The sequence below is a fragment of the Ensifer sp. LC163 genome (assembly GCF_001695855.1).
Classification (GTDB): domain Bacteria; phylum Pseudomonadota; class Alphaproteobacteria; order Rhizobiales; family Rhizobiaceae; genus Ensifer.
Genome location: NZ_MBSS01000034.1, coordinates 22,810 through 42,585 on the forward strand (window position 1 = coordinate 22,810; position 19,776 = coordinate 42,585).

Annotated in this window: 18 protein-coding genes; 10 read left to right on the top strand and 8 right to left on the bottom strand. The window is 62.1% G+C overall.

The features are described from left to right. Window positions 1-6 precede the first annotated feature (6 nt). A complete protein-coding gene (locus tag BC360_RS22685) occupies window positions 7-993 on the top strand; it encodes a type II secretion system F family protein (RefSeq protein WP_065797004.1) in 987 nt (328 codons plus the stop codon). Window positions 994-1,176: 183 nt separating this feature from the next. Here the strand turns inward: BC360_RS22685 and BC360_RS22690 are convergent, their stop codons facing one another. Further along, window positions 1,177-1,998 (bottom strand): tetratricopeptide repeat protein, encoded by an 822-nt coding sequence (locus tag BC360_RS22690; protein ID WP_065797178.1) that lies wholly within the window; start codon window positions 1,996-1,998, stop codon window positions 1,177-1,179. Between the two features lie 134 nt (window positions 1,999-2,132). Here BC360_RS22690 and BC360_RS22695 point away from each other — a divergent pair, with 134 nt between their 5' ends. From BC360_RS22695 to BC360_RS22705, 3 genes are all read left to right on the top strand, one after another. After that, window positions 2,133-3,524 (top strand): leucyl aminopeptidase family protein, encoded by a 1,392-nt coding sequence (locus tag BC360_RS22695; protein WP_065797005.1) that lies wholly within the window; start codon window positions 2,133-2,135, stop codon window positions 3,522-3,524. A 210-nt stretch (window positions 3,525-3,734) separates the two neighbouring features. Then, window positions 3,735-4,085, top strand: a complete 351-nt coding sequence (locus BC360_RS22700) for a MarR family transcriptional regulator (RefSeq protein WP_065797179.1) — start codon at window positions 3,735-3,737, stop codon at window positions 4,083-4,085. 6 nt (window positions 4,086-4,091) lie between these two features. Next, on the top strand, window positions 4,092-4,946 hold the full coding sequence (locus tag BC360_RS22705) for an NlpC/P60 family protein (RefSeq protein ID WP_065797006.1): 855 nt from the start codon (window positions 4,092-4,094) through the stop codon (window positions 4,944-4,946). Between the two features lie 4 nt (window positions 4,947-4,950). Here BC360_RS22705 and BC360_RS22710 read toward each other — a convergent pair whose 3' ends face one another. The 5 genes from BC360_RS22710 to BC360_RS22730 form a co-directional block, all read right to left on the bottom strand. Then, entirely contained in the window at window positions 4,951-5,910 is a 960-nt protein-coding gene (locus BC360_RS22710) for a 2-hydroxyacid dehydrogenase (protein ID WP_065797007.1), read from the bottom strand. Window positions 5,911-5,920: 10 nt separating this feature from the next. Continuing rightward, the gene (locus BC360_RS22715) at window positions 5,921-7,549 is read right to left on the bottom strand and encodes an ABC transporter ATP-binding protein (RefSeq protein WP_065797180.1); all 1,629 of its coding nucleotides are present in this window, start codon (window positions 7,547-7,549) and stop codon (window positions 5,921-5,923) included. Between the two features lie 8 nt (window positions 7,550-7,557). Continuing rightward, window positions 7,558-8,700 (bottom strand): ABC transporter permease, encoded by a 1,143-nt coding sequence (locus BC360_RS22720; protein ID WP_065797008.1) that lies wholly within the window; start codon window positions 8,698-8,700, stop codon window positions 7,558-7,560. Beyond that, a complete protein-coding gene (locus tag BC360_RS22725) occupies window positions 8,700-9,782 on the bottom strand; it encodes a microcin C ABC transporter permease YejB (protein ID WP_065797009.1) in 1,083 nt (360 codons plus the stop codon). Before BC360_RS22725 ends, BC360_RS22720 begins: the two co-directional genes overlap by 1 nt. A gap of 183 nt (window positions 9,783-9,965) precedes the next feature. Continuing rightward, on the bottom strand, window positions 9,966-11,819 hold the full coding sequence (locus tag BC360_RS22730; RefSeq protein WP_065797010.1) for an extracellular solute-binding protein: 1,854 nt from the start codon (window positions 11,817-11,819) through the stop codon (window positions 9,966-9,968). Between the two features lie 222 nt (window positions 11,820-12,041). Between BC360_RS22730 and mepA the strand changes: the two genes are divergently transcribed. The 6 genes from mepA (at window position 12,042) to BC360_RS22760 (ending at window position 18,153) form a co-directional block, all read left to right on the top strand. Beyond that, window positions 12,042-13,097 carry a penicillin-insensitive murein endopeptidase gene (mepA, locus tag BC360_RS22735; protein WP_065797011.1) on the top strand — a complete coding sequence of 352 codons (1,056 nt, stop codon included), beginning with the start codon at window positions 12,042-12,044 and terminating at the stop codon, window positions 13,095-13,097. 85 nt (window positions 13,098-13,182) lie between these two features. Next, window positions 13,183-13,569 carry a methylglyoxal synthase gene (locus tag BC360_RS22740; RefSeq protein WP_065784815.1) on the top strand — a complete coding sequence of 129 codons (387 nt, stop codon included), beginning with the start codon at window positions 13,183-13,185 and terminating at the stop codon, window positions 13,567-13,569. A 139-nt stretch (window positions 13,570-13,708) separates the two neighbouring features. After that, window positions 13,709-14,728, top strand: coding sequence for a glucokinase (locus BC360_RS22745; RefSeq protein ID WP_065797181.1), 1,020 nt, complete (start codon window positions 13,709-13,711; stop codon window positions 14,726-14,728). A 111-nt stretch (window positions 14,729-14,839) separates the two neighbouring features. Continuing rightward, entirely contained in the window at window positions 14,840-16,642 is a 1,803-nt protein-coding gene (locus tag BC360_RS22750) for an ABC transporter ATP-binding protein (RefSeq protein ID WP_065797012.1), read from the top strand. Window positions 16,643-16,667: 25 nt separating this feature from the next. Beyond that, window positions 16,668-17,486: a 4-hydroxy-tetrahydrodipicolinate reductase gene (gene dapB / locus BC360_RS22755; protein WP_065797013.1), complete on the top strand. Its 819-nt coding sequence runs from the start codon at window positions 16,668-16,670 to the stop codon at window positions 17,484-17,486. Window positions 17,487-17,517: 31 nt separating this feature from the next. Further along, window positions 17,518-18,153 (top strand): 2,3-bisphosphoglycerate-dependent phosphoglycerate mutase, encoded by a 636-nt coding sequence (locus BC360_RS22760; protein WP_065784819.1) that lies wholly within the window; start codon window positions 17,518-17,520, stop codon window positions 18,151-18,153. Window positions 18,154-18,311: 158 nt separating this feature from the next. On the opposite strand, the gene BC360_RS22765 is transcribed toward BC360_RS22760, so the two are convergent. Together BC360_RS22765 and BC360_RS22770 are read right to left on the bottom strand one after the other, a co-directional pair. Beyond that, window positions 18,312-19,184 (bottom strand): methylated-DNA--[protein]-cysteine S-methyltransferase, encoded by an 873-nt coding sequence (locus BC360_RS22765; protein ID WP_065797014.1) that lies wholly within the window; start codon window positions 19,182-19,184, stop codon window positions 18,312-18,314. A gap of 74 nt (window positions 19,185-19,258) precedes the next feature. Beyond that, window positions 19,259-19,756, bottom strand: a complete 498-nt coding sequence (locus tag BC360_RS22770) for a DUF2244 domain-containing protein (protein ID WP_065797015.1) — start codon at window positions 19,754-19,756, stop codon at window positions 19,259-19,261. Window positions 19,757-19,776 lie beyond the last annotated feature (20 nt).

The window sequence follows — 19,776 nt, forward strand, 5'->3', positions numbered from 1 at the left end:
ACGAGTATGGGCGAAGGATTGATCAAGACGCTGACGGATCCGAATATCATCTTCGCCGTTCTCGTCTCGTTTGCCGTGCTGGCGACCTTCTATTCGCTTGTCGTACCGTTCTTCGAGCGTGGAGACCTCGGCAAGCGGATGAAATCCGTGGCGACCGAGCGCGAGCAGATCCGTGCGCGGGAGCGCGCGCGTCTTGCGGCCGAGGTGTCGAGCGGTAAAGCCAGCCTGCGCGCTCAGAACAACACGTCCGTTCGCCAGATCGTCGAGCGGCTGAACCTGCGCAAGGCCCTCGTCGATGACAACACGGTCAGCCGCCTCAAGATGGCGGGCTATCGTTCACAGAACGCGCTCAACACGTTCCTCTTTGCGCGGTTCTGCCTTCCCTTCCTATTTCTCGTCGTCGCGGTCGTCTATATCTTCGTGCTCGGCAATTTCGCCGAGAAGCCCTTCATGATGCGGTTCTCCTTTGCCGTCGGCTTTGCATATGTCGGCTTCTATGCACCAAACGTCTTTGTCGCCAATGCCATCGCCAAGCGACAGCATTCCATTCGTCGGGCCTGGCCGGATGCGCTCGATCTTCTGCTGATTTGCGTCGAATCCGGCGTGTCGATGGAGCTCGGCATGCGGCGCGTCGCCGATGAAATCGCCGCCCAGTCGCCTGCTCTGGCCGAAGAACTGGTGTTGACGACGGCCGAACTCTCGTTTCTGCCCGACCGGCGTACCGCGCTGGAAAACCTTGGCCATCGCACAGGCATCGATGATGTGAAGTCGGTGGTTCAGGCACTGATTCAGGCCGACCGTTACGGAACGCCGATTGCGCAGGCATTGCGCGTATTGGCGCAGGAAAGCCGTGACCAGCGCATGAATGCCGCGGAGAAGAAGGCGGCCGCCCTGCCGCCCAAGCTCACCGTGCCGATGATCCTGTTCTTCCTGCCGGTTCTCATTGCCGTCATCCTCGGTCCGGCCGGCATCCAGGTCGCTGACCGCTTCTGATCCGCCAATCTGATCCGAAAGACGGCGCCGCGCGCCTTATTGGACGCGCAAAGTTCCTTGCGCGTTCTGTTGGCGTGCGGTGCTATAGAACCCTGCAATCAGAGTCGATTTGAGATCAGGACGCCAGCGAGGCAAGATCGTTCCGTCGAAGGCCTGCATGCCATGCGGTTCCGCCAAGTCGTCTCAGTTGGTGTTGGCCTCGTCAGCCTTTGCCAGCTGCTTCCACGCGCCTTGCTGGGACAACATCGAGCGCAGATACTTCACGTTGGCTTCCGCCTGTTCGCCGGAAAGCTCCTGGCGGGCAATCGCTTCGGCCTCTTGAAAGCGTCCCTGCAGCCCGACCGCAAGCGCGAGGTTCTGCCGCACGCTGCTGTCGGCGCCGGGCTGGCCTGCCGCCGATTTCAAGTAGGTTTCCGCCGTGCGCAGGTCCTTGGTCAGAAGGTATGACATGCCGAGGTTGGAGAGTACGGAGGGCTCGTTGGGCCTAAGCTCAAGCGCTTCTCGGTATCGCAGGCGCGCTTCCTGCGCGCGGCCGAGCTGGTCGAGGATAGCGCCTTCGGCTGATTTCAGTTTCCAATCCGGCCGGTCCGGCGTCTGGGCACGGCTGATCGTGTTCAATGCCTGTTCCAGCTGTCCAGCTGCTGCCTGCGCCTTGCCGTAGGCGCCGAGAACCTCGCGGTCCTGAGGATGGTTGATCGCGACCTGCTGCATGACGGCCAGCGCCTGTTCATTGCGCCCGGTCATGCGCAGGAGGTTGGCGTAGTTCAGCCCGGCCTCGCGATCCCGTGGGTTTTTCTCATAGGCCTGGCCGATGCCTTCGGCCGCCTGCGAGAGTTCCGATGCAGTCATCGATTGAACGGGCTTCGACGTGCGGGAAATAGAACCCGTCGTCAGCTCCTTCTTCGGCTGATTGGCGCAGCCGGCCATGGACAGGGCGACTATCGCGATTGCGGCGCCTTGCAGCAGACGGTTGGCTTTTAGGGATGAGATCGTGCGTTTGGCCATCGGCGGTGTCCCCAGCATGCATTCGCGCACCAGAACTCCAAACAACATCGGCGCAACTTTCACTCCAGCAATAATCTGTTAACCCTAACAGAGCGTTAATTGTGCGAATCCATCTCTGTCAGCCGAGGACTTCCATGGCCCCCTATCAATTCATCGAACGGCCGTCGCCGTTCAACACCAGCGCAGGCAAGACGCTGCCGATCTTCGCGGTCACGCCGGCGCATATCGAAACGGGAGCCATAGATCCGATCGCGCTTGATTGGGCGCGCAAGGCCGGTTTCAAGGCCGAATCGGGCGCTGTTCTGCTGATCCCTTCCGCCGATGGGCATCTGGGCGGCGCACTCTTCGGCCTGGGCGGCAACCCGTCCGAAGCGCCGTTCCTGACCGGCAAGCTGGCGCGCGCCCTGCCTGCGGGCAAGTGGCATATCGAAACGGCGCCGTTGACCGCTAACCGGCTGGCGCTCGGTTATGGCCTCGGCTCATACCGCTTCGAGCGCTACAAATCGGCAAAGGGCGAGCCGCCGACCTTGCTGATCCCGACCGATGCCGATGCTGCCGACATCAAGCGGCAGCTTGCCGGCGTGTTTCTTGCCCGCGACCTGATCAACACGCCGACCAACGACATGGGCCCAGAGGCGCTCGAGGCTGCATTCCGCGCGCTCGCGACGCACTACAAGGCGGATGTCTCTGTGATATCGGGCGAGGCCTTGCTGACGCAGAACTTCCCGCTTGTGCACACCGTCGGCCGGGCAAGCGCCGAAGCGCCGCGCCTTCTCGAACTGCGCTGGGGCAAGAAGGGCCACAAGAAGGTAACGCTGGTCGGCAAGGGCGTCTGCTTCGACACCGGCGGCCTCGACATCAAGCCGGCTTCCTCCATGCTCCTGATGAAAAAGGACATGGGCGGTGCCGCCAACGTCATGGGCCTCGCGCTGATGATCATGGACGCAAAGCTCAAGGTCGATCTGCGCGTCATCATCCCCGTCGTCGAGAACTCGATCTCGGCCAACGCCTTCCGGCCCGGCGACATCTATCGCAGCGGCAAGGGCCTGACGGTGCAGATCGACAACACCGATGCCGAGGGCCGGCTCATCCTCGCCGATGCGCTCGCCTATGCCGACGAGGAAAAGAATGATCTGCTCGTGGACATGGCAACGCTGACCGGTGCCGCCCGCGTCGCGCTCGGCCCCGACCTGCCGCCGTTCTTCACCGACGACGCCGACCTGGCGCACGATCTCTTCGAGGCGAGCCTCAGCGTCGACGATCCGATGTGGCGCATGCCTCTGCACATGGGCTACGACAAGGATGTCTCCGCGCGCATCGCCGATCTGACGAACGCGCCTTCGGGCGGCATGGCAGGCTCGATCACCGCCGCACTCTTCCTCAAGCGCTTCGTCACCAACACCAAGAGCTGGGTGCATTTCGATATCTTCGGATGGGCGCAGTCCGAGCGGCCGCATTCGCCGGTCGGCGGCGAGGCCCAAGCCATTCGTGCGCTCTATCAGCACATTGGGCAGATCGCCAAGTAACGCTCGCACGAACACGGCCGGCGCTGACTACAGCGCCGGTCGCCAAAAAAAGAAACGCTTGCGTAACGGTGCGCAGCTATGGTGGCAAACGATCCACAGCGCCGGGCTTCCCTTGGAGGCGCATTGGTCGCTGTAGCCCTTTGGCTGTTTGCTTGAATCCTCGAACCGGAGAACGATCCGAGAATTCATGCGGTTGCGCAGGAGTTGTCATTGCCGGTCGAGCTTACGCCCTCTCAGGCCCTTGGGCTCTGGCACACGGTATCGCTGGAACAGGTGCGGGTCGACGGTCGCGACCTGACGCTGCGCCAGATGGCGATCCTCTTGCAGATCTATCTCGTGCCGCCGCCCCACACCGTTCGTGGCCTTGCCGCCACGCTCGGCGTCACCAAGCCGGTGATCACGCGCGCGCTCGATAGCATGGGCGCCCTCGGCCTCGTCGACCGCGCCCGCGACGACCGCGATCGACGCAACGTCGTCATCAAAAGAACGGTCGACGGTGCGCTTTATCTTGAAAAATTCGGCGATCTGATCATTGATCAGGGCCGCAAACAGCCTAAGTGAGTTGACATGTCGACACTTCCCGATCGCCGCCTGAATGCCTACAGGGCAGACCTCGCTGAGAGCCGCCTTCGCGGCGTCGTGGAGGCCGAACGCTACGTCGAGGGAAGCGTTGCACGCGTCTCGGTGCCGGTGGCGCCGCTCAGGGCAAAGCCCGACCTCGCCTGCGGTACCGATACCGAACTGCTGCTCGGCGAAACCGTTCGCGTGCTCGATACCAATGAGAGCTGGTGCTGGGTGAAGGCCGATCTCGACGGTTATGTCGGCTACCTCCCGGAATATTGCCTTGCGCCGGTGGTCAAGAGCCCGACGCATATCGTGTCAGTACCGCGCACCTTCGTCTATTCCGGTCATGATCTGCGTTTTCCGACGGTCTATCCGTTGTCGATGGCCAGCCGTCTGGCGGTCGTCGACGAGCGCGAGACCCGCGGCACCCGTTATTTCCTGCTCGACGGCGGCCAGGCGGTGATCGCCAATCATTGCATCGAGGTCGGCAGCGTCGTACCGGGCGATTATGTCTCGGTGGCCGCCCGGTTTGTCGAAACCCCCTATCTCTGGGGTGGACGTTCCGGTTTCGGCATTGATTGTTCCGGCCTTGTGCAGCTGTCGATGATGATGGTCGGCAAGCTCGCGCCGCGCGATTCCGACATGCAGGCTTCTGGTTTGGGAATGCCGATCGCACGTGAAGAGCTTAAACGCGGCGATCTCGTCTTCTGGAAGGGGCACGTCGCCTTGATGGAAGACGACGAGACGTTGATCCACGCTAATGGCCACACGATGACCGTGGCGCGCGAGGGCCTGGAAGCTTCCATAAAGCGCATTGGTTGGCTCTACGACCAGCCGACGGGCTATCGCAGACCTTGATGGATCAGTAGCCGGCTAATTTGTCCACCACGTGCTGCAGCGGCAGGCCGCCTTCGAGGCGGGCGATCTGCTGCTCGACGTGGCTGAACAGGGCCTTGACGTCCGACGACGCGGCGACATGCGGCGTCACATAGACATTCGGCATTTGCCAGAAGCGGCTTTCCGGTAAAAGCGGCTCCTGCTCGAAAACATCGAGCGAAGCTGCGCCAAGCAAGCCGGAATCGAGTGCGCTGAGGATATCGGCCTCGACCTGGCTGCCGCCGCGGCCGCCGTTGATGAAGATGGGCGCGGCAAACGGGCCGTTGCGGCTCAATTTGGCAAAAAGCCCGGCATTGAAGATGCCTTTGGTATCCGGCGTCAGCGGCAAAAGGCCGACCAGGAAATCCGTGCGTGCCAGGAAGGTGTCCAGTTCGTCGCCGGCATAGGTCTCGATGCCGTCGACCGCCTTCTTGCTGCGCGACCAGCCGACGACGTTGAAGCCCAAGACCGAAAGCTTGCGCGCTGCATCCTGACCCAGCACACCCATGCCCATGATGCCGACGGTAAAGTCCGCCGCTTCGGGCTGGGAAAGATCCCGCCACTCCCGCTTTGCCGCAAGCGCTTCGTAGGCTCGGTGCTGGCGCAGATGCATGAGGCATTGCATCACCACCCATTCGCTCATGCGTGTCGTCAGGCTGCGATCGACGAAACGAACAAGCGGCACGTCCGGCAGACCCGGCAATGTCAGAACGTGGTCGACGCCGGCGCCGCCGGAGAAAACCACCTTGAGATCCGGTGCCCTCTCGAAGAGGTCCGGTGCCGATTTCCACACCACCGCATAATCGATCCCTGAGAGATTGCGATTGTAATGGATGGTATCGGCGCGGTTGATCACCTCGCGATCCGGGAAGGCGCCTTTCAGTGCCGCTTCCACTTCTTCCGGAATGAACTTCAGATCGACGATGACGGGGCTTTTCGAGGGCATTGCGAGAACTCTACTGGCGGATGGCGGACAGGTTGACGGCTTCGAGATTGAACGCGGCCGCCATCAGGGCCTTGGTATAGTCTTCCAGCGGCGCATTGAAGATGCGCTCCGCCGGACCCTGCTCGACGACCTTGCCCATGCGCATTACGATCATCTCGTTGGCCAGCGCCCGCACGACCTTGAGATCGTGGCTGATGAAGAGATAGGCAAGGTCGTGCTTTTGCTGCAGGTCGCGCAAGAGGTCGACCACTTGCGCCTGGACGCTCATGTCGAGCGCCGAGGTTGGCTCGTCGAGCATCACGAATTTCGGCTTCAGCACCATTGCGCGCGCTATCGCGATGCGCTGGCGCTGGCCGCCGGAGAACTCGTGCGGATAGCGCCAACGGGTGGCGGGGTCGAGCCCCACCTCCTCAAGCGCTGCGGCAACGCGTTGATCGCGCTCGTCGTCCGACAGCGCGCGCTCGTGGATCTTCAGCCCTTCGGCGATGATGTCGGCAACCGACATGCGCGGGCTCAGCGAACCGTAAGGATCCTGGAACACCACCTGCATCCGGTTTCGCAGCGGCCGCATCTCACGGAAGCTGTAGGCGGCGATGTCCTTGCCGACGAAGGCGATCCTGCCCTTGGAGGAGATCAGCCGCGTCAGCGCCAGGCCCAGCGTCGTCTTGCCGGAGCCTGATTCGCCGACGACGCCGAGCGTCTGGCCGGCGCGCAGCTTGAGATCGATACCGTCGACCGCCTTCACATGGTCGACGACCCTGCGCAGGAAGCCGGCCTTGATCGGAAACCACACCTTCACATCAGCCGCTTCCATGACGATCGGCTTGGAGGCGTCTGAGGGCGGCGGGTTGCCCCTTGGTTCGGACGCGAGCAGATGGCGGGTATAGGCATGCTGTGGATTGGCAAAGATCTCGGCGGTTGGCCCGGTCTCGACGATCTTGCCCTTGGTCATCACACAGACGCGATCAGCGATCTTGCGCACGATGCCGAGGTCATGGGTGATGAACAGCATCGACATGCCATGCTGATCTTTCAGCGTTTTCAAGAGTTCGAGGATCTGTGCCTGCACCGTGACGTCGAGCGCCGTCGTCGGCTCATCGGCAATCAACAGCTCCGGCCGGTTGGCGAGCGCCATGGCGATCATCACGCGCTGGCGCTGGCCGCCGGAAAGCTCATGCGGATAGGCGCCGAGCCGCTTCTCCGGCTCGCGGATGCCGACCTGGTTCAAGAGCTCGAGAATTCTCGTGCGCGCCGCAGCACCTTCGAGCCCCTGATGCAGCTCGAGGATCTCGCCGATCTGCCGCTCGATCGGGTGCAGCGGGTTGAGCGACGTCATCGGCTCCTGGAAGATCATCGTGATGTCGTTGCCGCGCACATGCCGCAGCTCCGCATCGCTGGCCTTCAGGAGGTCCTTGCCGTTGAAGCGGATCTCGCCGCCCGGGTGGCTAGCCGAGGGGTAGGGCAGCAGTTTCAGGATGGAGTTGGCGGACACGGACTTGCCGGAGCCGGACTCGCCGACAAGCGCGACCGTTTCGCCTCGATTGATGTCGAAGGAAATGCCGTCGACCGCAAGCGAGGTGTTACCGCCCTGATGGAAGGCGACCGACAGATCGCGGACGGAAAGAATGGGATCGGTCATCGTCGCGCTCACCGGAATGTCTTTCTCGGGTCGAAGGCATCGCGGGTCGCCTCGCCGACGAAGATCAGCAGCGACAGCATCAGCGACATGACGCAAAAGGCCGTCAGCCCGAGCCAGGGCGCCTGCAGGTTGGATTTGCCCTGCGCGATCATTTCACCAAGGGAAGGCGAGCCGGGCGGCATGCCGAAGCCGAGGAAGTCGAGCGAGGTCAGGGTGGTGATCGAGCCCGACAGGATGAACGGCAGGAAGGTCAGGGTCGCCACCATCGCGTTCGGCAGCAGGTGACGGTACATGATCGTGCCGTTGCCGACGCCAAGGGCACGCGCGGCGTTCACATATTCGAAGTTGCGTGCCCGCAGAAACTCGGCGCGCACGACGCCGACGAAGCCGACCCAGGAAAACAAGAGCATGATGCCGAGCAGGATGAAGAAGCCGGGTGGCAGGATCGCGGCGATGATGAGCAGAATGTAGAGCACCGGCATCGACGACCAGATCTCGATGAAGCGCTGCATCAAAAGGTCGGTCCAGCCGCCGAAATAGCCCTGCACCGCGCCGGCCGTCACGCCGATGATCGCCGAGGCGATGGTGAGCACCAGCCCGAAGAGCACCGAGATGCGGAAACCGTAGATCATGCGCGCCGTTACGTCCCGCGCCTGGTCGTCGGTGCCGAGCCAGTTGAGGTTGCCGGCGATGCAGTTGCGGTCGGCGGTGCCTTCCGGATAGGCCGAGCAGCGCTCATCCTTGCTCATCAGCCAGAAGGGCTTTGTCGGTGCCGAATGCGGAATGTTCGAGTTGACCGTCTGGTAGGAGTAACGGATCGGCGGCCAGATCATCCAGCCGTTTGCCTCGATCTCGTCGCGGATGAAATCGGAGCGGTAGTCGGTCTCGGCAAGGAAGCCGCCGAACTTCTCTTCGGGATAGTTCACCACGACCGGGAACAGGATCTCGCCTTTGTAAGAGGCGACGATCGGCCTGTCGTTGGCGATGAACTCGGCAAAGAGGCTCAGCACGAACAGCAGGAGGAAAAGCCAGAGCGACCAGTAACCGCGCCGGTTCGCCCTAAAATTCTGCCAGCGCCGCTTGTTGACCGGCGACAGCCAGCCGCGCGGCGGGGCGGTAACCGGGGTGGGTGCGGTGGTGACGGTGCTCATCACACGTCCCTCCGCTCGAAATCGATGCGTGGATCGACCCAGGTATAGATGAGGTCGGAAAGCAGGCTGACGAGCAGCCCCATCAGCGAGAAGATGAACAGCGTCGCAAAGACGATCGGATAGTCGCGCTTGACGACGGAATCATAACCGAGCCGCCCAAGGCCATCGAGCGAGAAGATGTATTCGATCAACAGCGAACCGGTGAAGAAGGCCGAGATGAAGGCGCTCGGGAAACCGGCGATGATGATCAACATCGCATTGCGGAAGACGTGGCCGTAGAGCACCTGGCGGTTCGTCAGGCCCTTGGCACGCGCCGTCGTCACATATTGCTTCTTGATCTCGTCGATGAACGAATTCTTGGTGAGTAGCGTCGTCGTCGCAAAGGCCGAAAGCAAAAGCGTGATTAGCGGCAGCGTCATGTGCCAGAAATAGTCGAGGATCTTCTGCCACCAGGGCAATTGCCAGAAATTGTCCGAGACGATGCCGCGCAGCGGAAACCAGTCGAGGAACGATCCGCCGGCAAAGACGACGATCAGCAGGATGCCGAAGAGGAAACTCGGAACGGCATAGCCGATGATGATGATGCCCGATGTCCACACGTCGAAGGCCGAGCCGTCCGATACCGCCTTCTTGATGCCGAGCGGGATCGAGATGGCGTAGGAAAACAGCAGAATCCAGAGGCCGAGCGAGATCGAGACCGGCATCTTCTCCTTGATGAGGTCGATGACCGAGGTGTTGCGGAAGAAGCTTTCGCCGAAGTCGAAGCGGATATAGTTCCACATCATCGTGCCGAAGCGCTCGAGCGGCGGCTTGTCGAAACCGAACTGCTTTTCGAGCTTGGCGATGAATTCCGGATCGAGCCCCTGGGCACCGCGGTACTGGCTGCCTTGTTCGCCACCGGCCTGCATGAGGTCGCCGCCGCTGCCGCTCAGGCGGTCGGAGCCGCTGGCGTTCGTCAGGTCCGAAATCACCTGTTCGACCGGTCCGCCCGGCGCGAACTGAATGACGGTGAAGGAAATCGCCATGATTCCGATGATCGTCGGGATCATCAGCAGCAGTCGTCGCAGGATATAGGCACCCATCAGGCCAGCCTCTCGATCGACGTGTTGCCGGTGGCCCGGACCCGCGAAGCGTCGGCGTGCGCCCTATGCTGTCTCAATCCTCACGTCTCCTTGCGGCTTTCAGGCCCAAGCCGGGCCTCTATTCGTTTTCAGTGATTCGGTTTTCTGCATTTGGAATCGAGACAGCATCGGAGTGCAAGGGCTTCATTTGGCCGTGGCTGCCTTCGACCACCAGATGTCGGGAAAGCCGATCGCGTATTTCGGTAGCTCTGCCGGTCGCTCGAACTTGTCCCAGTAGGCAATCGTCGCATTGTTCTTGTAGTAGAGCGGCACGACGTAGTGGTGCGCCAGCAGCACGCGGTCGAGCGCCTTGGTCGAGGCCACTAGTGTTTGCCGATCCTTCGCGAAGATCACCTTCTCGATCAGGGCGTCGATGCCAGGATCGGCAATGCCGGCATAGTTTCGCGAGCCCTGTTCCTTGGCCGCCTTGGAACCCCATAAATCCAGCTGCTCATTGCCGGGGCTGAGTGTCTGCCCCCAGACGATCCAGGTCATGTCATAGTCGAAGGCGCGCGTGCGGTTGGTATATTGCGAGGCATCGACCGTTCGGATGCGCGCCTCAATGCCGATCTTCTTGAGGTTTTGCGCGTAGGGCAGGGCCACGCGCTCGAGGGTGGCGCTGCTCAGCAGGATTTCGAAGGAGAAGGGCTTTCCGGATTTGGCTTCGACCATCCGGTTGCCTTTCAGCTCGTAGCCGGCCTCCTTCATCAGAGCGATCGCCTTGCGCAGGTTGTCGCGTGACGTCTGCGGTGAGCCGCCGACCGGGTTGGCATAGGGTGTCGTGAAGACTTCAGCCGGGACCTTGTCCTTGATCCCCTCCAGGATCGCCAGCTCATCGCCCTGGGGCAGGCCCGAGGAAGCCAGCTCGGTGTTCCAGAAATAGCTGTCGATGCGGGTATACTGGTTGTAGAAGACCGTCCGGTTCATTTCCTCGAAGTCGAAGGCGTAGTTCAGGGCCTCGCGCACGCGCTCGTCGTTGAACGGCGCGCGCCGCGTGTTCGGAACCATTGCCTGCATGATGCCCGTCGCCCGGTAGGGGTTGGGCAGGCTCTCGCGCTTGATGCGACCGTCCTTCACCGCCGGAAAATCATAGCCTGTCGCCCAGCGGCTCGCCTGGTTCTCGGTCCAGTAGTCGGTGTTGCCCGACCGGAAGGATTCGAACTCGACATCGCGGTCGCCGAAGAGCGTGTAGCTGATCGCGCCAAAATTGTTCTGCCCGACATTGACGTTCAGCGTCTTGCCCCAATAGTCGTCACGCAGCTCGTATCGCAGCGTTGCTCCGGCCGAGAACGAGGCGATGCGATAGGCACCCGACCCCATCACCGGTTCCAGCGTCGTTCGCGTGATATCGCGAGACTTTCCGTCCGGACCTTGCCCCTCCCACCAATGTTTCGGCAGAACGAGGAACTGGCCGAGGATGTGCGGCAGTTCCCGATTGTTTTTCTGGTCGAAGTGGAAGGTGACGTCGCGCTCGCCAGTTTTTTCCGCCGAAGTTGCGTGCTTGTAATAGTTGGCATAGAGCGGATTGAGTTCCTTGACCTTGTCGAAGCTGAAGATGACGTCTTCCGGCGTTACCGGTTTTCCGTCCGCCCATTTTGCTTCCTGCCTCAGGCGGAAAGTGGCGGACGAAATATCGTCTGGGTATGACACGCCTTCGGCAAGCAGGCCGTAGGCGGTTGAAATCTCGTCGTCGGCCGATTTCATCAGGGTATCGAAGACAAGCGGCAGCCCGGCGGCTGCGTCGCCCTTGTCGAGGATCGGGTTGAAGGTGTTGAAGGTTCCGGTCTGCGAGAGTTTCAGTTCTCCGCCTTTCGGCGCATCCGGGTTGACATAGTCGTAGCGCTCAAAGCCGGGTGGGTATTTGGGCTCGCCGACGAGCGAGAGGCCGTTGCGGAAGACCAGCTGTTCCTGGGCGTAGACTGCAGGTGGGAGAAAAAGCGTCGCCGCCAGAAGTGAGGCCGCCAGCCGTACTCTTGCAGTCCTGCCAACATCCAGCATCCAATCAGTACCCCTTATATTTCAATGTTCTTTTGCGAGAGAATAGGCGAAATCGGGCCAAATGACAGGCACTGCCGCAAATCAGGCGAAATTTTTGCGTCACATCCCGGTGATCCGCAAGGCTGAGGCAAAGGCAGCACCTTAGGATCAGGGGATATCGGGCATCTCGCACCCATCGCCGGTGCGGTTCGCCGTCGGGGAATGAACGGAACGGAATTGGACATGGTTGCTGCAATACGACGCTGTGGCTCGGCGCTTCTGGCGCTTTTGCTCGGAACGAGCTTCTTGATCGCCGATGTTGCCAGGGCCGACGACACGCCGGCAAAGGCGCTCTTCGGCGCCAAGGCGCTGCCGGCGCAGATGGCGTCTTCGTCCTACGGTTTTTATGCGAAGGGCTGCCTTGCCGGCGGCGTGGCCATCCCGACGGATGGCCCCACCTGGCAGGCAATGCGATTGTCGCGCAACCGGCGCTGGGGCCATCCCCAGATGATCGCGCTGATCGAACAGTTCTCCCATGACGCCGCCGAAAAGATCGGTTGGCCCGGCCTGCTCCTCGGCGACATCTCGCAGCCGCGCGGCGGGCCGATGCTCTCCGGCCACGCCTCGCACCAGATCGGTCTCGATGCCGATATCTGGCTGACCCCGATGCCGCAAAGGACCCTGACGGGCCGGGAGCGCGAAGACATTTCCGCGACGTCGATGCTGCAGAAGAACAAGTTTCTGACCGTCGATCCGTCGATCTGGACGCCGGCGCATGCCCGGCTGATCATGCTCGCCGCCAGCTACCCTGAGGTCGAGCGGGTCTTCGTCAATCCGGCGATCAAGAAGAAGCTCTGCGACACCTGGAACGGCGACCGTTCGGCGCTTGGCAAGGTCCGGCCGATCTATGGTCACGACTACCATTTCCACATCCGGATCAAATGCCCGGCCGGGTCGACGACCTGCAAGGACCAGGCGGCGGTTCCCGCCGGCGACGGCTGTGACAAGTCGCTGGCCTGGTGGTTTACCGATGAGCCCTGGGCAAAGCCGAAGAAGAAGCCTGGCGAAAAGCCGGTGAAGCCCCGGTTGACGACGATGGCCGATCTGCCGAAGGCCTGCACGCTGGTGCTCAACGGACCGGCGCCCGCCTCCGAACAGGAGGCGACCTACGGCATGGCCTATCGCGCCGCCTCACCGGCGCCGGCCGAGCAGGGCATCGAACAGGTGATCGGCGATGCGGCGACCGATCTGCCGCCCGCCGACATTCCCGTTCCCCTGGCGCGCCCGACCCTGCAGTAGCCGTCTCGGCTTGCGCCTTTTCAATCTCGTCACGCTCATGTATACGGCCATCAAATCGATTTAAATTTGATGGCGGGGATACGGCATGGCGGATCGGAAATGCGTTGCCCTGATCGCTCACGATCAGAAGAAGGACGATCTCGCCGCCTTTGCCAAGGCCAACGAGGCGGTCTTTTCGCAGTGGAAGATCGTTGCCACGGGTACGACCGGCGGCCGCGTTCTCGATGTCTGCCCCGGTCTCGACATCACGCGGCTGAAAAGCGGCCCGCTTGGCGGCGACCAGCAGATCGGTGCGATGATCGCCACCGGCGACATCCAGCTTCTGATCTTCTTCGTCGATCCGCTGACGGCGATGCCGCATGATGTCGACGTCAAGGCCTTGATGCGGCTTGCGATCGTCTACGATATTCCGATGGCGCTCAATCGCGCCACGGCCGAGCAGTTGATCGACTTCAACCACAACTGCTACTGACTAATTCCTTAAGTCGGATCCGATCTCAAGGAATTATGCAGCAAGTTTAAGTGCTACAGCGTCCTTTGCGCGTCATATTTGACGCGCGGCGCTGTAGAGAATTCGAAACCTCACGGCGATGATCAGGATGGACAGTGTGATGCCCGGTGCGAGTGACAACAGCTTTTCCTTTCCGATCCTGATCGGCGATATCGGCGGCACCAATGCCCGCTTCGCCCTGCTGCTCGATGCCTTTGCCGAGCCGAAGCAGCTGCCGCCGATCAAGACAGGCGATTTCGAGACGATCGAGGAAGCGATGCAGAAGAGCATCCTCGACAAGACGTCTGTCCAGCCGCGCTCGGCAATCCTCGCCGTTGCCGGCCCGATCAGGGGCGACGAAATCCCGCTGACCAATGCCGGCTGGGTGATTCGTCCGAAGGACATGCTTTCCAGCCTTGGGCTGGAAGATGTCCTCATCATCAACGATTTCGAGGCGCAGGCGCTGGCCGTCGCCGCGCCCGCGGCCGAAGATCTGGTCCAGATCGGTGGCGGCAGCGTTCGCCCGCTGACCTCCCGCGTCGTTCTCGGCCCGGGCACGGGCCTGGGCGTCGGCGGCCTGGTCTTTGCGCAGCACACCTGGTTTCCGGTGCCCGGCGAAGGCGGTCACGTCGATATCGGTCCACGCACCGAGCGCGACTACCAGATCTGGCCGTTCCTGGAGCCGATCGAGGGGCGCATGGCCGGCGAGCAGATCCTCTGCGGTCGCGGCATCATGAACCTTTATCGCGCCGTCTGCGCCGCCAATGGCGAAGAGTCGGTCCTGAATGATCCGGCCGAGGTCACCACAGGTGCGCTTGCCGGCAACAATCCCGCTGCGGTGGAAACGATATCGCTGTTCTCGACCTATCTTGGCCGGGTTGCCGGCGACATGGCGCTGATTTTCATGGCGCGCGGCGGCGTGTTCCTGGCTGGCGGCATTTCGCAGAAGATCCTGCCGGCACTGCAAAAACCGGAGTTCCGCGCCGCCTTTGAAGACAAGGCGCCGCATTCCGCGCTGATGAAGACCATCCCGACCTTCGCGGTCATCCATCCGATGGCGGCACTGTCCGGTTTGGCGGCTTTCGCGCGCACACCGAGAGACTTCGGTGTTGCAACGGAGGGACGTCGCTGGAGAAGCTGATGGCGGCGGCGCGCGCAAAGACTCGCCAAAGCCGCACCAAACCACTATAGAGCCCGGGAAAGGTAGTGTCGGCGTTCGACCTACCATGCAGGCTCAGGGAAGATCGGCTTTTTGAGCGCCAACGATAGAAAACAGCATGCTGTCGATTCCGACACCATCACCGGAATCTTGAAGCGGGTCATCGCAGAAAACGGCCGTGACCATATCCGTGGCTATCTCTTTGCCATTGCCTGTCTGGCCGTCGTCGCCGCGACGACCGGCTTTACTGCCTCGATCATGGAGACCGTGATCAATGAGGCATTTGCCAACAAGAACGCGAGCATCGTGCTTTTGGTCTGCGGCTCGATCTTTGGCGCCTTCGTCTTGCGCGGTTTTGCCACCTACGGCCAGGCCGTCGCCCTGTCGAAGATCGGCAACAATATCGTCGCACGCTATCAGAAGCGGCTTTACGCACATCTGATGGCGCTCAGCGTCGGCTACTTCAGCGAGACACGGTCGGCACAGCTTGCAGCCCAGATCAGCCAGAACGTCAGTGGCATCCGTGACGTCCTCAATCTGACGGTCACCTCGATTGCCCGCGACCTGTTGACCCTGATCGGCCTGATCGGCGTGATGTTCGTCAAGGACTGGCTGCTGTCGATCATTGTGTTTGTTACCGCGCCGCCGCTGTTGCTCGGCCTGCGCTATGTCTCCAAGCGGCTGCGCTCGGCAACGCGCGAAGCCATCGAGGTCAACAGCCGCGTTCTTGGCGCCATGCAGGAGACGATCCAGGGCATTTCCATCGTCAAGGCGTTCACGATGGAAAGTGAATTGCGCGGCAAAGTCGAGACGATCGTCAACCGGGCGGAAAACCGTGCCAACCGGATCGCGCGCTTGAGCGAACGCACGGCACCGATGACCGAGACCTTTGCCGGCCTCGCCATCTCCTGCGTACTCGCCTATTCCGCCTTCCGCGCGATCTACAACGATGTTCCGCCAGGTGCCTTCTTCGCTTTCGTTGTCGCCCTGTTGATGGCCTATGACCCGGCGCGACGTCTGGCGCGCCTGCAAGTGTCTCTGGAACGCGCTGCGGTCAACGCCCGCATGGTCTACGAGATTCTCGATACCGTTCCGCATCAGCGCGACAAACCTGATGCGAAGCAACTCACCTTTGACACCGCGACTGTGGAACTGCGCGACGTTCGTTTCCGCTACGCCAATGGCGACGAGATCCTGAAGGGCGTCAGCTTTGTCGCTGAAGGCGGCAAGACGACGGCGCTCGTCGGCCCGTCCGGCGCCGGAAAGTCGACCGTCATCAGCCTCGTTCCACGGTTCTACGATCCTGCTTCCGGCCAGATCCTGATCGATGGTCAGGACATAGCCGACGTCACCAAGCAGTCGCTGCGCAACGGCATCGCCTATGTCTCGCAGCAGCCCTATCTTTTCGAAGGCTCGATCCGCGACAATATCCGCTACGGCCGCCCGGATGCGACGGATGCGGAAATCGAGGAGGCCGCCCGCCTGGCCTATGCGCATGACTTCATTCTCGCCCAGCCGCAGGGTTATGACACCGCGGTCGGCGAGAACGGGGTAACGATGTCCGGCGGCCAGAGGCAGCGCCTGTCGATCGCCCGCGCGCTCGTGCGCAATGCACCGATCCTGCTGCTCGATGAGGCGACCTCGGCACTCGACACCGAATCGGAAGCCGCGGTGCAGAAGGCGCTGGATCAGGCGATGACCGGTCGCACCGTGATCGTCATCGCCCACCGTCTGTCCACGGTCGTCAACGCCGACAAGATCATCGTCATGAAGGATGGTCTCGTCGTCGAGGAAGGCACGCATGAGGGCCTTGCGCGCTTGCAGGACGGTCTCTACGCTCGCCTGCACAATCTCCAGGGCAAGGCCCCCGAGGCGCCGGTCGACGCCGAAATCTGAACATGAGCAGGAAGGAAAATCGCCGATGAGCACAACGGACATGAAGCTTGTGGTCGTCGGCGCGGCCGGTCGCATGGGTCAGACGCTGATCCGCATGGTTCATGGCATGGACGGCGTCCGCCTGCATGCGGCGATCGAACGTCCTGGCTCCCCCTTCATCGGCCGTGATGCGGGCGAGCTGGCCGGGCTCGGACCGATCGGCATCGTGGTCACCGACAAGCCGCTCGAAGCCTTTGTCGAAGCCGAAGGCGTGCTCGATTTCACCTCGCCGGCCGGTTCCGTCGAATTTGCCGGCCTCGCGGCCCAGGCGCGCATCGTGCACATCATCGGCACGACCGGTTGCTCGGCAGACGACGACGCGAAAATCCGCGCGGCCGCACGCCACGCCCGCGTCGTCAAGTCGGGCAACATGAGCCTCGGCGTCAATCTTCTCGGCGTCCTGACAGAGAAGGCGGCGCGTGCCCTCGGCCCTGCCGCATGGGACATCGAAATCCTCGAAATGCACCATAAGCACAAGGTGGACGCCCCTTCCGGCACGGCACTGCTCCTCGGCGAAGCTGCGGCGAAGGGCCGAAGCATCGCTCTATCGGAGAATTCGGTGCGCGTCCGCGACGGCCACACCGGCGCCCGGCCGCAAGGCACGATCGGTTTCGCGACGCTGCGTGGCGGCTCGGTGATCGGCGAACATTCGGTCATTCTCGCCGGCGAAGGGGAACAGGTGACCCTGTCCCACAGTGCCACCGATCGCTCCATCTTCGCGCGCGGTGCCGTCACCGCAGCGCTCTGGGCGCGCGACCGGAAACCCGGTTTCTACTCCATGCTCGATGTTCTCGGGCTCAACTGACACCATCTCTATCGTCTCAAGGGGAAATCATATGAGCGGCACCCTCGTCCTTGTCCGGCATGGCCAGAGCGACTGGAACCTGAAGAACCTGTTCACCGGCTGGCGTGATCCTGACCTGACCGAGCTTGGCGTCGAAGAGGCCAAGGCTGGTGGCAAGGCGCTCGCCGACTACGGCATAAAGTTCGACATCGCCTTCACCTCGTCGCTGATCCGCGCCCAGCGCACCTGCCAGTTCGTGCTCGATGCCGTCGGCCAGTCGTCGCTGGAGACCATCCGCGATCAGGCATTGAACGAGCGCGACTATGGCGACCTCTCCGGGCTCAACAAGGATGATGCCCGCGAGAAGTGGGGCGAAGAGCAGGTGCATGTCTGGCGCCGTTCCTACGACGTTCCACCGCCGGGCGGCGAAAGCCTGCGCGACACCGGCGCCCGCGTATGGCCCTACTACCTGACGGACATCCTGCCGCGCGTGCTTGCCGGCGAGAAGGTCCTCGTGGCCGCCCACGGCAATTCGCTGCGCGCGCTGGTCATGGTTCTCGACCGTTTGACCAAGGAACAGATCCTGAAGCTCAACCTCGCGACCGGCGTGCCGATGGTCTACAAGCTCAACGCCAATTCGACGGTTGCATCCAAGGAAGTACTGGGCGACATGTCGGCCGCGCACTAAAGCATTTCCAGGAAAAGTGCGAAGCGGTTTTCCGTCAGGAAATGCGTAAAAACAAAGAGATAGAGCGTTTCCGAGACTCCGTCTAAGGCGGAAACGGCTCCAAGCCGCGACCATGCACCGGTAACAAAAAGGGGCGCCTGTCGCCCCTTTTTTCGTTCTCAGGCCTTGCCGGCTTCCCACCCGAGGATCGCGCGCTTGCGCGTCAGTCCCCAGTGATAGCCGGTGAGATCGCCGCTCTTGCCGAGCGCGCGGTGGCAGGGAACGACGAACGAGATCGGGTTGCTGCCGACCGCTGCCCCGACCGCGCGCGAGGCGGTTGGCTGGCCGATGTTGCCGGCAATCGTCGAATAGGTCGTGGCCCGGCCAAGCGGAATCTTCAACAGCGCCTGCCAGACACGGATCTGAAAATCGGTGCCGATCAGGAAGATGCGCAATGGCTCCTCCGCACACCAGCGCTCCGGATCGAAAATGCGGGCTGCGTAGCGGGCCGTTGCCGCGCTGTCTTCGACATAGCTGGCGTTCGGCCAGCGATGCGCCATGTCCTCGAAGCTTTCCCGCTCGCCGCCGCTATCGGCAAAGGCAAGGCCTGCCAGGCCCCGGTCGGTGATCATCACCAGCGCCGTGCCGAAGGGGGAGGGATGGTAGCCGTAGCGGATGGTAAGGCCCGCACCGCGCGCCTTCCATTCGCCCGGCGACATCGCCTCATGGGTGACGAAGAGGTCGTGCAGCCGGCTCGGGCCGGAAAGCCCGACCTCGATGCTGGTTTCCAGCAGCGGCATGTCTTCCTGGCGCAACAGCCGTTTGGCGTGGTCGAGCGTCACCGCCTGCAGGAAGGCCTTCGGAGACAGGCCGGCCCAGCGGGTAAAGACCTTCTGCAGCTGTGTCGGCGATTGCTTCAGCCTCTGGGCGATCGTTTCGAGCGACGGCTGCTCGCGATACTCTTCGGTGAGCATCTCGATGACGCTTCTCACCGTGTCGTAATCGGTGCCCTTCGGCGTGATGTCGGTGGGTAGGGTTGTCGCAATGTTCATCGGTCATCTCCTGTCGTGACACAGGTAATCATGCTGCCAGCGTCGTTGCCACCCGAAACTTGATTGGCCCCGTGTCAGCGGCGGCGCACCGTGGCAAGCGCTAGGGAAAACGCGGTGGCGAAGGTTTCGCGGTCGTCGCGATTGAGAAAGGAACCGACATCGGTCCGTTGGCCGCGGTCGCTGACGCTCATCGAGACGATGCCGATCTCCTGGTGCCGGGCGATGCTGAAGCGCGCCCAGAATGGATTGAAGCGATGTTCGATCATCCGGCCCGACGGTGTGAACTTGCGCACCGACACATCGGTTCGCGAAACGCGCACTTCCTCACGGCTGCGCGCCGAGCGGTAGTTCAGCCAGAAAGCGCCGAACAGCAGGGCGAAGTCCAGTCCGAAGAAGAATACGATCGGCCAGGCACCGATCACCATGAACACGACCGCATGGACCAGGCTGAGCAGCCCGGCGATCAGGAAAAAGACCTTGAATCCCCTAAGGCCCAGGGATCGATAGGGGGTCAGTTCGGCGCTGAACACCGGCTCTTCGCCGCCAAGCGTCTGATCGTTGCCATTCGTCATGACCAATGACTATAGATGCA

Bases quoted from the DNA above. Each gene is read 5' to 3' on its own strand.
- BC360_RS22770 (WP_065797015.1), bottom strand. From the start codon at position 19,756: ATGACGAATGGCAACGATCAGACGCTTGGCGGCGAAGAGCCGGTGTTC.
- BC360_RS22760 (WP_065784819.1), top strand. From the start codon at position 17,518: ATGAGCGGCACCCTCGTCCTTGTCCGGCATGGCCAGAGCGACTGGAAC.
- BC360_RS22685 (WP_065797004.1), top strand. From the start codon at position 7: ATGGGCGAAGGATTGATCAAGACGCTGACGGATCCGAATATCATCTTC.
- BC360_RS22695 (WP_065797005.1), top strand. From the start codon at position 2,133: ATGGCCCCCTATCAATTCATCGAACGGCCGTCGCCGTTCAACACCAGC.
- BC360_RS22690 (WP_065797178.1), bottom strand. From the start codon at position 1,998: ATGGCCAAACGCACGATCTCATCCCTAAAAGCCAACCGTCTGCTGCAA.
- BC360_RS22720 (WP_065797008.1), bottom strand. From the start codon at position 8,700: ATGAGCACCGTCACCACCGCACCCACCCCGGTTACCGCCCCGCCGCGC.
- mepA (WP_065797011.1), top strand. From the start codon at position 12,042: ATGGTTGCTGCAATACGACGCTGTGGCTCGGCGCTTCTGGCGCTTTTG.
- BC360_RS22715 (WP_065797180.1), bottom strand. From the start codon at position 7,549: ATGACCGATCCCATTCTTTCCGTCCGCGATCTGTCGGTCGCCTTCCAT.
- BC360_RS22765 (WP_065797014.1), bottom strand. From the start codon at position 19,184: ATGAACATTGCGACAACCCTACCCACCGACATCACGCCGAAGGGCACC.
- BC360_RS22740 (WP_065784815.1), top strand. From the start codon at position 13,183: ATGGCGGATCGGAAATGCGTTGCCCTGATCGCTCACGATCAGAAGAAG.
- BC360_RS22725 (WP_065797009.1), bottom strand. From the start codon at position 9,782: ATGGGTGCCTATATCCTGCGACGACTGCTGCTGATGATCCCGACGATC.
- BC360_RS22745 (WP_065797181.1), top strand. From the start codon at position 13,709: ATGCCCGGTGCGAGTGACAACAGCTTTTCCTTTCCGATCCTGATCGGC.
- BC360_RS22705 (WP_065797006.1), top strand. From the start codon at position 4,092: ATGTCGACACTTCCCGATCGCCGCCTGAATGCCTACAGGGCAGACCTC.
- BC360_RS22730 (WP_065797010.1), bottom strand. From the start codon at position 11,819: ATGCTGGATGTTGGCAGGACTGCAAGAGTACGGCTGGCGGCCTCACTT.
- BC360_RS22710 (WP_065797007.1), bottom strand. From the start codon at position 5,910: ATGCCCTCGAAAAGCCCCGTCATCGTCGATCTGAAGTTCATTCCGGAA.
- dapB (WP_065797013.1), top strand. From the start codon at position 16,668: ATGAGCACAACGGACATGAAGCTTGTGGTCGTCGGCGCGGCCGGTCGC.